General features: G+C 48.3%; 10 protein-coding genes. 1 reads left to right on the forward strand and 9 read right to left on the reverse strand.

Annotation, left to right across the window (positions count from 1 at the left end):
* The first annotated feature begins 89 nt into the window (after positions 1–89).
* Positions 90–770 carry an SDR family oxidoreductase gene (locus AC3RV5_RS15295; RefSeq protein WP_489728473.1) on the forward strand — a complete coding sequence of 227 codons (681 nt, stop codon included), beginning with the start codon at positions 90–92 and terminating at the stop codon, positions 768–770.
* A 165-nt stretch (positions 771–935) separates the two neighbouring features.
* Here AC3RV5_RS15295 and AC3RV5_RS15300 read toward each other — a convergent pair whose 3' ends face one another.
* From AC3RV5_RS15300 to prpC, 9 genes are all read right to left on the reverse strand, one after another.
* A complete protein-coding gene (locus AC3RV5_RS15300; RefSeq protein ID WP_489728474.1) occupies positions 936–1,985 on the reverse strand; it encodes an NAD(P)-dependent alcohol dehydrogenase in 1,050 nt (349 codons plus the stop codon).
* A gap of 95 nt (positions 1,986–2,080) precedes the next feature.
* Positions 2,081–3,142, reverse strand: a complete 1,062-nt coding sequence (locus AC3RV5_RS15305; RefSeq protein WP_489732175.1) for an alkene reductase — start codon at positions 3,140–3,142, stop codon at positions 2,081–2,083.
* Positions 3,143–3,646: 504 nt separating this feature from the next.
* On the reverse strand, positions 3,647–4,504 hold the full coding sequence (locus AC3RV5_RS15310; RefSeq protein ID WP_489728475.1) for a GGDEF domain-containing protein: 858 nt from the start codon (positions 4,502–4,504) through the stop codon (positions 3,647–3,649).
* Positions 4,505–4,525: 21 nt separating this feature from the next.
* On the reverse strand, positions 4,526–5,650 hold the full coding sequence (locus AC3RV5_RS15315) for an ISAs1 family transposase (protein WP_489728476.1): 1,125 nt from the start codon (positions 5,648–5,650) through the stop codon (positions 4,526–4,528).
* Between the two features lie 47 nt (positions 5,651–5,697).
* Entirely contained in the window at positions 5,698–5,961 is a 264-nt protein-coding gene (locus tag AC3RV5_RS15320) for a hypothetical protein (RefSeq protein WP_489728477.1), read from the reverse strand.
* A 99-nt stretch (positions 5,962–6,060) separates the two neighbouring features.
* Positions 6,061–7,257, reverse strand: coding sequence for an MFS transporter (locus AC3RV5_RS15325; protein WP_489728478.1), 1,197 nt, complete (start codon positions 7,255–7,257; stop codon positions 6,061–6,063).
* A 159-nt stretch (positions 7,258–7,416) separates the two neighbouring features.
* Positions 7,417–8,625 carry a 2-methylaconitate cis-trans isomerase PrpF gene (prpF, locus tag AC3RV5_RS15330; RefSeq protein ID WP_489728479.1) on the reverse strand — a complete coding sequence of 403 codons (1,209 nt, stop codon included), beginning with the start codon at positions 8,623–8,625 and terminating at the stop codon, positions 7,417–7,419.
* 80 nt (positions 8,626–8,705) lie between these two features.
* A complete protein-coding gene (gene acnD, locus AC3RV5_RS15335; RefSeq protein WP_489728480.1) occupies positions 8,706–11,312 on the reverse strand; it encodes a Fe/S-dependent 2-methylisocitrate dehydratase AcnD in 2,607 nt (868 codons plus the stop codon).
* 79 nt (positions 11,313–11,391) lie between these two features.
* Positions 11,392–12,516, reverse strand: a complete 1,125-nt coding sequence (gene prpC, locus AC3RV5_RS15340; protein ID WP_489728481.1) for a bifunctional 2-methylcitrate synthase/citrate synthase — start codon at positions 12,514–12,516, stop codon at positions 11,392–11,394.
* Between the last annotated feature and the right edge of the window lie 6 nt (positions 12,517–12,522).

The following is a 12,522-nucleotide window of genomic DNA, read 5'->3' on the forward strand; positions in this document are numbered from 1 at the left end:
GCTAATCGACGGGGATAACCATTGGTATTTATGAACCCAGCCACTACCCTAAACGTATCAATATTTTATGACAGTAAAAGGAGCAAGACATGAACCAGCAAAAAATTGTGTTAATCACAGGTGCATCCAGTGGTATCGGTGAAGCAACGGCCAAGACTTTGGTCAAAAACGGACACAAGGTGGTACTGACCGCCCGCAGACAAGAGAAATTGGATAACCTAGTGGCAAGCCTGGGGGAGGATAACGCCCTGGCAGTTGCCGCCGATGCTACCCAATTTGATGCCTTAGAAAAAGTAGTGAAAGCGGGCATCGATAAATTCGGCAGGTTGGATGTGGCCTTTGCTAATGCGGGCACAGGGGTGTCTACCTCAGGCACCGAAAAAGGTGATCCCGATGAGTGGTCAAAAATGGTGGATGTGAATATCAAAGCCTTGTTATGGACGGCCAAAGTAACCCTGCCCCACCTGCGGGAAACCCAGGGGCATTTTATTTTAACCAGCTCAGCGGCGGGACGCACGGCGATTAAAGGTTCGATTTATGGCGCCACCAAATGGTTTGCCTACGGCTTTGGTCAGAATCTGGCCGAAGAAATGGCCCAATGGAACGGCCGCTGCACCACCATTGCCCCAGGCATGGTTAATACGGCGTTTTTTGACGAGGCCAAACCCGACAAGTTAGACCCATGTGACGTAGCCGAAGCGGTACTATTTGCCATACAAGCTCAGCCACGCAATAACGTGCGTGAGATATTTTTAATGCCAACCCATTAATATGCGGCCAACGTTAAGCCGCATAACAGTTACCCCTGTCATAAAATGGCGGTTGTAGGGGTAACTAAATGTCTACATACAGAGCTAGGGCATTCGTTTAGCAACTTAAGAGAGCATGCTTAAATTGCCATACGCCTCCTTTCGCCTATCATTACGGGCATGCAATCAAAGGCTTTGCATATCAATCACAAAGCGATAGCGCACGTCATTGTCTTTCATGCGTTTAAAAGCCTCGTTGATACCTTGCATATCGATCTTTTCGATTTCAGAGACCACATCATGTTTACCGCAAAAATCGAGCATTTCCTGGGTTTCTTTAATGCCCCCAATAAAGGAGCCGGCTAAGGCTTTGCGGCCACCAATTATGATGGCGCCGTTCGTGCTTTCCAATGGCTCTATGGCACCCACTAAACACATGGTGCTGTTGTATTTCAGTAACTTCATATAGGGGTTCACGTCATGACCCACGGGAATGGTATTGAGTAGAAAATCAAATTTGCCGCGCCATTTTTTCATGGCCTCTTTATCTGTGGTCACCAGCACTTCGTCTGCCCCAAGTTTTTTGGCATCCTCTGATTTACCCTCAGAAGTGGTGAGCATCACCGTATGGGCGCCCATGGCGGAAGCAAACTTGATGCCCATGTGGCCCAAGCCACCCAAGCCAATCACCCCTACTGTCATACCTTTTTTTACACCATACTGATGCAGCGGTGAATAGGTGGTGATCCCGGCACACAATAATGGCGCCGAGGCAGCGGGATCCAAATTTTTAGGAATACGCAGCACAAAATGCTCTTGCACTACGATACGTTTTGAATAACCACCTTGGGTAATGCTCTCTTCCTCTGGCCCGTCTATCTTGCTGTTGTAGGTCATCACCGTGCCGTTAAGACAATGCTGTTCCAGGTGGTCGTCGCAGGCTGCGCAGCGTTGACAGGAATCCACCATACAACCCACACCGACAGTATCACCCACGGCAAAGTTTTTAACGTTGTCACCTATAGCACTGATTTCACCAATAATTTCATGGCCAGGTACCAGTGGATAAGAAGATCCACCCCAATCGTTTTTAACGGTGTGCAGATCACTGTGGCAAACGCCACAAAATTTGATCTCGATTTGCACATCTTCCGGGCCAGGCTCTCGACGGTTGATAGTATGTGGCTGCATATGGCCATCATCCGATTTTGCTGCATAAGCTGATATCTGTGACATATTGCCTCGTTTGACTAATCAAGTTTATCTAAAAGGTTAATACTGCGCCCATGGGAGAACCATGGGCGCCTGGAGTTTGTTTTAGTCTACCAATACTATAATGCGCTGTTGCGATGCGTTAGGGATTCATAATCCACGTAACCTTCACTGCCGCCACCATAAAAGGTCTTTTCATCAGGCTCATTGTAAGGGCCGTCTTGAGCAATACGCGCAGGTAGGTCTGGGTTGGCTAGAAATGGCCGCCCAAACGCGATGGCATCAGCATCATCATTGTTTAGCCATTTTTCCCCCTCTGTGGCATCAAATTCGCCATTGGCAATAAATATTCCCTCAAAGGCTTCTCGCATTTTTTTCAATAACTCGTTGCCTTGTTCCACCCCAGAGCCGTCGCCAGTATGATTGTTTGGTCTGACAACATGTAGATAGGTAACGCCTTGGGCCGAAACCGCTTCGGCTGCGGCCACGTAAGTTGACTGGGGATCATCATCATAACTACCACCCGGACCACCTGTAGGCGATAAACGCACCCCAATATTTGATTTGGGTATCACTTCGCTAACCACATCGATGATTTCGGTTAACAACCGTAGCCTGTTTTCCAGTGAACCACCGTATTGATCATCACGCTTGTTAACTGACGAACGAATAAATTGATCGATCAGATAACCGTTTGCCGCATGTATTTCCACCCCATCAAATCCGGCAGATTTGGCACATTGGGCAGCGTGGCGATAATCGTTTTTCAGCCTTTGTATGTCACCTAAAGTCAGTGCCCGGGCCTTGGGATGGGGAATAGTCGGCCCATCGGGGTGAAGGTCTCCCACAAAGGCTTCACCTTTTGGCTGAAACTCACTGGAGGATACGGGCCGGCCATTGTCGGGCTGAAACACCTGGTGGGAAATCGCACCTACATGCCATAGCTGGCAAAAAATGCGCCCGCCCCCGTTGTGCACGGCCTCAGTCACCAAACGCCAGCTTTCAACTTGTTCATCACTATGAATGCCTGGTGTCCAGGCATACCCTTGCCCTTCCTGACTAATTTGGGTGGCTTCTGAAATAATCAAACCCGCAGATGCCCGCTGAGAGTAATACAAAGCATGCAAAGGGGTTTGTACATTGCCCGGCTGGGCCGAACGCGAGCGGGTCAGAGGGGCCATAAAAATACGATTAGTCAGGGTAAGGTTACCCAGCGTTAACGGCGCGCTAAGAGCTTTATGCGCTATCTCGTGTTGATTTTCCGATCTACCATTAAGTTGTGTCAATTGACCTTTGCTCCTGTTGCGTTGCCCTAAGTTCATGTAATGGCGCTTAGTTGCGCGCCAGGCAGGACAAACTGAAATTTACCTCGACAGCTCGAAGCAAGGGCTATTCCAACCCAAAAAAATAAGCTCGAAACCCACGTCAACAGGGTTACTCAGGGAAACGGCGCTTAACCGAACCAACGAAATAATGGGGGAATATCAGCTCTGATATAAGTAAAAATTTCCGAGGATTGGTAGTAATTGCAATGCCAAGGCGGTGTTTTTTGCTCCACACTGACGGCTGTTAAATGCCAGGCATTGTGGGCAAACTACAAGCTTTATGCTTGAGCGAGCACCCGATAGGCGCCAGGGGCAAACAATAGGTAGGGTGATTAGGATGTTAATATCCATGTTTGAGGATTAATCGTCAATCATCTCGGTTGCGGTCATAAACCTTGCTCTGCCAGAGTTTTTCGCGGCGTATAACGCATTGTCAGCCAGATTGAATAATTGTTTTTTGTCGGTGTCTTTATTCACCGATGCGTTTATTAGTCCGATAGAGCAACTAACATAACGCTGGCCGCTACCTTTACCATGTTCGATTTTGTGTTGACGCCACCCCTGTAGAATACGATCCGCTAATACCTCACATTCTGCCGGGTTGTTACCCAATGAAATCACCACGAATTCTTCACCACCGAAACGCGCGACTATATCCGTATCACGGTTAAAGACCTCGCGTAAAATTGTTGCTTGCAGCTGAATAATTTCATCGCCGCGCAGGTGCCCAAAGCCATCGTTAAAGTCTTTGAAATTATCTAAATCCACCACAAATACACTGATGCTCGAGTGGGTACGGGTGGCTATCGACAGCATGCGATCGAAGTTTTGTTCAAAAGCGCCACGATTATACAAACCCGTTAACTGGTCAATTTGGCTTAAATGCAGTAACTGCTCGTTGACCTGTTTAAACTTTCCAAATACTGTCTCAATTTGTTTCACTCCTATGAGGCTTATGCCTAAACCAAAGGATAAAAAGCCCAAATTAACCACACCAAATTGGCCGTAAACCGGATAACAGAAAACCAAGGCGCCAAACCCTAACAAGGATAACAATACAAAGATAACCGAATACTTATAATATAAGCGCAATATAAACATGCCAAACAGCCCGTACAGCAAGTTTCCTTCATAGGGAAACGAAAACCCGGCTATTTGCCAGCACTGGGCAATTAACCAATAGTTGGCGTAGCTCACCCCAAGTAAGCTTAGACACAATGCAAGATCAGGGCAATCGCATTAAAATATTTGTAGCAGTTTCAGCAAGTAATCATTATCCCAACCTGCCATTTGCCGCTTAATTTTAATACCTACCTTATTATCCTTATCTGACGTTAATAAATTCAAAGATATGTGGCGTAATATTGCCATGTTTTGATCTGCATATCCTTGACGAATTCGACAATGATCCTCGTCAAATGCCATATCTAATCTCCAGTGAAGATTATTCTCTACCCCCCAATGAGCACGTACATAGTGAGCAAATTTCTCTGCATCGTTATGCTTAACGCTACTAATAAAGTATCGCGTTTCTTCTGACCATTCGTTCGCAAGAAACCTTCTTGATTTAACGCTAACAATACTGGCAAGGTGTGGGTGAGTATGATGCTCAGTAAGCCAGTCAATTCGGTTGCAGGAAGTCACTGTTCTTTCTTCAATACGGCCATGCCCTGAATCAATACTCTTATAAGTATTTAACATGCCCTCATAACTTTTAGGGGTATTTTCAAAGAATAAAATCACATCATCATGTAGGGTGCTTTGATTTCCTTTCAGTGCGGTTAAATAATCAGCGCCTTTACTCACGATCAGTTCAGCCGATTTCTTTTGTGTGTTTAATGCATCGGTTGTGATGATACTGCCTGTGATGTCTAAGTTTTTGAGTAGGGAAGGTAAGGCGGTTATTTCATTCGATTTTTCATCAACTTTCACTTGTCCAAGTGCCAGCTGATTATCATGTGACCATGCGCTAACCATATAAATAGCTGATTTATTAGATGACTTATCATGAGAGCGTCGAAGGCATTTACCGTCAATAGCGATCACATCCCCCGTGACATTTTTTACTATCTCTTTGATCCAGCTAGAAAAACAGGTTTGAAATTGCTCAGGATCAATTAAGGAAAAAATACGCCCCAAAGTATCATGAGACGGAATACCATTTTCTAGGGATAAATATTGTTCAAACCACGTGCGTTTAATGTTGGCAAATTTTTCAATGGCAACCCAGCCATCACAGCCACAGATAACGGCACATAGGGTAATAAAAAAGATATCATCTAATTTATGTAATTGTTTTCTTAGAAGACGAGGATCTTCGATGTCTTTGAAATGTTCGATAAGTGTGGGCTTGTATTTGGTCATATTACGTCGCGTAAAGCGAAGTAATAGATCAAATTAGGGGATCTGTGTCAAGCCATTTTTAATGCGATTGCCCTAAATGCAAGATGGTGAGACCTGGCATAATATGGCAAATATGTCAGGGCAAAAAACACGCTTAATATTGGCAATTGCATGCCTAATCGAGAGATAAAATAGACCTGATGCACCGCTTCGGGGATAACCGTTAGATCGGCAACGATAAAACTCATCATTAACCCCGCACCCACCAACAACATCAGCCTAAATCGCTGCAAGCTAAATGCCGAAGAGCTTGCTAGTGTTTCTATTTGCATCGATGTCCTCTGAATAACCCAGTCGGCCAATAAACCGTAAATTGCGTACAGTAGCAGATCAAAGGCATAAGTTATTGAGATATATTGGTTTGTTTAGCATCAGCAGCCCCCCTGCTCGAGCACGCGAGCGTTACGCTGCAAAACAAATCCAAGCAACAAAATAACCAGCAACATTAACCAGGATCCAAGCACCACGCCTTGCCACTGTGCTTGTCGCCAAAATGGGTCAAGGTAAATACCACCGGTACTGGCGCCAATATAGTAAAACGTTAAATACAAAGACGAGGCGCTGGCCTTGCCACCTTTAGCCTTGATGCTTACCCAGCTACTGGCCGTGGCATGGGTGAGGAAAAATCCGAAGCTGTTGATCAGCAAACCCAGGATAATGGCATATAACGAGGGCAATAAGGTCACAGCCGAGCCGACCATGAGGATCACTGTGCCTGCCATCATGCAACGGGGTTGGGACCAGCGTTTGCCTAATTTACCGGATACGGCCGAGGCATAAGTGCCTGACAAATAAGTTAAAAACAGCATGCCGATGAATTTGGCGGTCAAATTATAAGGGCTAGCCTCAAGCACAAAGGTGATATAGCTGTACTGATTAACAAAAATAAAGAAGCTTAAGCCGCCAATACCATAACTAAGCAATAGATCTTTATTGGCTAGGTGGCTGGCCAATTGTCCTAACATAGGTCTCGGCCGCAGCCGTTTAGGGGCAAAATTTTGCGATGCAGGCAACAACCAGGCAAACACCGCGGTTAACACCAAACTAAAAACCGCCATAACGGCGAAGGTGTTTTCCAGGCCAACCCGCTCACCTAAAAAACCTCCTAATAACCTGCCGCCTATGCCACCCAACGAATTACCGCTGATGTATACACCAACGGCAATCATCAAGGCATCGGCGTTAAATTCGTCGCTCATGTAAGCCACGGCTATGGCCGGCAACCCTGCAAGAAAAAAACCTTGTAACGCCCGTAAAACCAATAAACCATGATAATTGTTAATACCCGCTAGACACGCGGTGGTCAGGGTAATGCCAACCATGCTAAGCAGCATGATACCTTTGCGGCCAATGGCGTCAGATAGTGGCCCATAAAGTAATAACGATACTCCTAGGGTAAAGGTGGTAATGGTAAAGCTGGCGCTGGCTTGCAACGCAGAGACCTGAAAATGCCCACTGATCATCGGCAACAGCGGTTGGGTCACATAGAGGTTGGCAAACACCATAAAAGAGCCTAGACACAAGGCTAAAGTGGCGCGCCAAAAAGCGAACGTTCTGGGGGTGATCATTGATTTACAAAGGGCTTCCACGATGAAACGTCACGAACTGCTGACAGGCCATGGCCTGACAACATTAGTAACTGATTTAAAAAAAAGGCGACCCAGCCAAACGTTGGCCGCCATGCGATGGCCGCCATCCACGCATACCAGGCGGGGTCGTTAATCCGATTAAAAACTATCCCCCGGCACTCTTACCCATCCTTCCATTAGTACTCGGGCGCTGCGGCTCATTGACGCTTTTATCACTGTCCACTGGCCATCGATTTGTTCGGCGGCAGCGCCGACCCGCAATGTGCCCGACGGGTGACCAAAACGTATCTCACTTCGCTCCCCGCCGCCTGCGGCCAGGTTGACTAGGGTGCCGGGAATAGCAGCGGCTGTGCCTATAGCGACGGCAGCCGTGCCCATCATGGCGTGATGTAACTTGCCCATAGACATGGCGCGTACCAGCACATCGATGTCGTCAAGCATTACTTGTTTACCGCTGGACGATACATACGCCTGAGGCGGCGCCACAAAGGCCACTTTAGGGGTATGCTGGCGACTATCTGCCTGACTAATGTTCTCGACCAAACCCATCTGTACCGCGCCCTGGGCGCGGATCACTTCAAATTTGGCCAGAGCTTCAGGGTCGCTATTGATCCCATCTTGCAGTTCAGTACCTGTGTAACCTATGTCTTGGGCGTTAACAAAAATAGTCGGTATGCCTGCGTTGATCATGCTCGCCTTTAAGCCCATTAAACCAATAGCTTCAAGCTCAGGGGAGCGCAACTCATCAATAAGGTTACCGGTGGGGAACATAGCACTGCTGCCCGCCCCCTCGGCTGCATCCGCCGGGTGCATAAATTCCACTAACACTTCGGCGGCGGGAAAGGTTACCCCATCCAGTTCAAAATCACCGGTTTCTTGTACTTCACCGTTAGTCATGGGCACATGGGCAATAATGGTTTTTTGAATATTTTTTTGCCAGATACGCACTACGGCCATACCATTTTGCGGTATACGGCTGGCTGCCACCAGACCATTACTGATGGCAAAGGAGCCCACGGCCGCGGTCAAGTTACCGCAATTACCGCTCCAATCCACAAAGGCCTTGTCTATGGCCATCTGGCCAAACAGGTAGTCTACATCGTGATCCGGCTGGGTGCTTTTAGCTAAAATAACGCACTTACTGGTGCTTGAGGTGGCCCCGCCTATGCCGTCGGTTTGTTTACCGTAGGGATCCGGGCTGCCGATCACTCTTAACAATAAGGCATCTCGGGCCGGGCCGGGTACCTGGGCCCGCTCGGGCAAATCACTGAGGTTAAAAAACACCCCTTTACTGGTACCACCACGCATATAAGTAGCGGGAATTTTAATTTGTGCTGGGTGGGCCATTTGCTGCTCCTACTCAATTGAAATTGATACTATCGTTTGTAATGCGCAAAACGGCGGATTACAAACGACAGTCGGGTACGTTAAGCCACGTTTGATTCAAGAAAATCCTGGGCAAAACGCTGCAATACACCACCGGCTTCATAAATCGACAGCTCTTCTTGGGTATCGATGCGGCATTTAACCGGTACTTTAACCTGCTCGCCATTTTTACGGGTGATCACTAGGGTCATTTTAGCTCCGGGGGTACGTTCACCCAATACATCATAGGTTTCGCTGCCATCTATATGGTAGGTATGGCGATTTTCACCGTCTATAAATTCAAGGGGTAATACCCCCATGCCCACCAGATTCGTGCGGTGAATACGCTCGAAACCTTCGGCGACTATGACTTCAACGCCGGCTAAACGTACACCTTTGGCCGCCCAGTCCCGTGACGAACCCTGGCCGTAATCGGCCCCGGCTATGATGATCAGCGGCTGTTTGCGCTGCATATAGGTTTCAATGGCTTCCCACATACGCATCACTTTACCTTGTGGCTCCAAGCGGGTTAGAGAGCCCTGCTTCACCTTAGACTGCCCATCAGGGCCCACTTCCTGAACCATTTCATTAAACAGTTTCGGGTTGGCAAAGGTGGCGCGCTGGGCCGTAAGATGATCACCCCTGTGGGTGGCGTAAGAATTAAAATCTTCTTCCGGCAAACCCATTTTGTGCAAATAAGCCCCGGCCGCGCTATCGAGTTGAATGGCGTTAGAGGGTGACAGATGGTCAGTGGTGATGTTATCCCCCAGCACCGCCAGTGGTCGCAAACCTGTCATGGCGCGTTCACCGGCCAAGGCACCTTCCCAATAGGGAGGGCAGCGAATATAGGTACTTTGTGGCCGCCAGTCGTATTGGGGGTTAATGTGCTCACCGTATTCAACTTTTAAATCAAACATGGGTTTATACACTTTACGAAACTGCTCAGGTTTAACACTGGCTTTAACCACTGCATCAATTTCTGCATCGGTTGGCCAAATATCTTTTAACCTTATCGGCTCAGCGTTTTTATCTAATCCCAGCACATCCCGTTCAATATCAAAACGTATGGTGCCGGCAATGGCATAAGCCACCACCAAAGGTGGTGAAGCCAAAAATGCTTGATTAGCATGGGGGTGAATACGCCCATCGAAGTTACGGTTGCCGGACAATACCGCGGTGGCATAAAGATCCCGGGATTTAATTTCTTGTTCGATAACCGGATCCAGGGCGCCGCTCATACCGTTACAGGATGTACAGGCAAAACCTACCACCCCAAAACCGAGCTTTTCCAGCTCAGGCAATAAATTAGCTTCTTCTAAATACAGTTGCACCGCCTTGGAGCCCGGGGCTAGGGAGCTTTTCACCCATTTTTTGCGGGTCAAGCCGAGTTTGTTGGCATTGCGGGCAATCAAACCCGCGGCAATCATGTTGCGCGGGTTACTGGTATTGGTACAGCTGGTGATAGCGGCGATGATCACCGCACCATCGGGCATTTTGCCGATTTCGTTTTCGACTATGCCACTGATCCCGCGTTGGGCCAGCTCCGAGGTAGGTACCCGGCTATGAGGGTTAGACGGCCCGGCAATATTACGCCCCACTGACGACAAATCGAAGCTCAGCACCCGTTCGTATTCGGCGTCTTGCAGGGTATCTGCCCACAGGCCGGTTTGTTTGGCGTAGCTTTCAACCAACTTAACTTGCTCATCTTCACGGCCGGTAAGGGTCAAATAATCAATAGTTTGACGGTCGATATAAAACATCGCGGCGGTGGCGCCGTACTCTGGGGTCATGTTGGAGATGGTGGCGCGATCACCCAGGGTAAGGTGTTGGGTGCCTTCTCCGTAAAACTCCAGATAAGACGACACCACTTTTTGCGCCCGTAAAAACTCGGTTAACGCCAGCACCACATCAGTGGCGGTAATACCCTCCTGGGGGCGACCGGTTAATTCTACGCCGATAATATCTGGCAACCGCATATACGAGGCCCGGCCCAGCATCACGCTTTCTGCTTCCAGCCCACCAACACCAATGGCGATCACGCCCAAGGCATCGACCATTGGCGTGTGGCTGTCGGTGCCCACCAGAGTATCCGGAAACGCTACGCCGTCACGTACTTGCACCACGGGCGACATACGCTCCAGGTTAATTTGATGCAATATACCGTTGCCAGAGGGGATCACATCCACATTTTTAAATGAAGTTTTGGTCCACTGGATAAAATGAAATCGATCTTCGTTGCGCCTGTCTTCTATGGCTCGGTTTTTAGCAAAGGCATCTTTATCAGAACCCGGGGCTTCTACGGCCAATGAATGATCCACCACCAATTGGGTGGGCACCACAGGGTTTACTTTTGACGGGTCACCACCTTGGGCGGCGATCGCATCACGCAGGCCGGCCAGGTCGACCAGGGCGGTTTGCCCAAGAATGTCGTGACACACTACTCGTGCCGGATACCAGGGGAAATCCAGATCGCGCTTGCGCTCGATAAACTGCTTAAGAGAATCAGTCAACACCGCCGGATCACAACGGCGCACCAAGTTTTCGGCAAACACTCTTAAGGTGTAAGGCAATTTTTCATAGGCACCCGGGGCGATAGCATTAATTGCCTCACGGGTATCAAAATAATCCAGGTCACTGCCCGGTAACGATTTGCGGTAATTGCTGTTCATAAACTGGTCCTTTTAGCAAACTAACGAAACAAGCACAAACTCGCCTGCGGCGTATGGTATAGCGCCGCAGGCTTGGTACTTAGCGTTGGCTGATGGCGGTCACTTTACGTGGCTCTGGGCCCACATAATCCGCACTGGGGCGGATAATACGGTTATTGCTACGCTGCTCCATTACATGGGCTGCCCAGCCAGTTAAGCGTGAGCACACAAAAATGGGGGTAAATAACTTAGTGGGAATGCCCATATAGTGATAAGTCGAAGCGTGGAAAAAATCCGCGTTACAGAACAGTTTTTTGCTGTCCCACATAAATTCTTCACAAGCCACGGAAATATCATATAACGACGTATCGCCATTTTCTTTGGCCAGTTTTTCAGACCAGGTTTTGATGATCACATTACGTGGATCCGATTCACGGTAAATGGCATGACCAAAGCCCATGATCTTTTCTTTACGGGCTAACATGCCGGCCATTTTTTCTTTAGCATCTGCTGGTGAGCTGAACTTCTCGATCATATCCATGGCCGCTTCATTGGCGCCGCCATGTAATGGCCCCCGCAAGGTACCAATAGCACCGGTAATGCAGGAATACATATCTGACAGGGTTGAGGCACACACCCGAGCAGTAAAGGTAGAGGCATTAAACTCATGTTCGGCGTACAAGATCAGCGAGACATCCATAACCTTGCGGTGCTGCTCAGAGGGAGTTTTACCGTGTAATAACGCTAAAAAGTGGCCACCAAGTGATTCTTCATCTGTGGTGCAGTCAATTTCTACCCCGTCATGGCTAAATTTGTACCAGTAACACATGATGGCAGGAAACGCCGCCAACAAACGATTGGCCGCCTGGTGTTGTTCAGAGAAATCCATTTCTGGCTCAAGATTGCCTAAAAACGAACAGCCGGTGCGCATTACATCCATGGGATGAGTATCTTTAGGGATGCGTTGTAATACTTCTTTGAGGGCTTGGGGTAAATCCCGCTGGGTCTTAAGCTCGGTTTTGTAACTGGCCAGTTGGCTTTGATTCGGTAATTCGCCATTAAACAGTAAATAGGCCACTTCTTCGAAGGTGGTATTCTCGGCTAAATCCGCTATATCATAGCCGCGATACGTTAAGCCTGATCCGGACTGACCGACTGTACACAGGGCGGTTTCACCCGCGCTTTGACCACGTAAACCGGCCCCTGATAATTTTTTATCTACCATAATCTG

This window comes from Paraglaciecola sp. IT1134, from assembly GCF_058068185.1.

Coding starts and splice junctions, on each gene's coding strand:
- AC3RV5_RS15295 (WP_489728473.1), top strand. CDS start 90: ATGAACCAGCAAAAAATTGTGTTAATCACAGGTGCATCCAGTGGTATC.
- AC3RV5_RS15300 (WP_489728474.1), bottom strand. CDS start 1,985: ATGTCACAGATATCAGCTTATGCAGCAAAATCGGATGATGGCCATATG.
- AC3RV5_RS15305 (WP_489732175.1), bottom strand. CDS start 3,142: ATGGCCCCTCTGACCCGCTCGCGTTCGGCCCAGCCGGGCAATGTACAA.
- AC3RV5_RS15315 (WP_489728476.1), bottom strand. CDS start 5,650: ATGACCAAATACAAGCCCACACTTATCGAACATTTCAAAGACATCGAA.
- AC3RV5_RS15320 (WP_489728477.1), bottom strand. CDS start 5,961: ATGCAAATAGAAACACTAGCAAGCTCTTCGGCATTTAGCTTGCAGCGA.
- AC3RV5_RS15325 (WP_489728478.1), bottom strand. CDS start 7,257: ATGATCACCCCCAGAACGTTCGCTTTTTGGCGCGCCACTTTAGCCTTG.
- prpF (WP_489728479.1), bottom strand. CDS start 8,625: ATGGCCCACCCAGCACAAATTAAAATTCCCGCTACTTATATGCGTGGT.
- acnD (WP_489728480.1), bottom strand. CDS start 11,312: ATGAACAGCAATTACCGCAAATCGTTACCGGGCAGTGACCTGGATTAT.
- prpC (WP_489728481.1), bottom strand. CDS start 12,516: ATGGTAGATAAAAAATTATCAGGGGCCGGTTTACGTGGTCAAAGCGCG.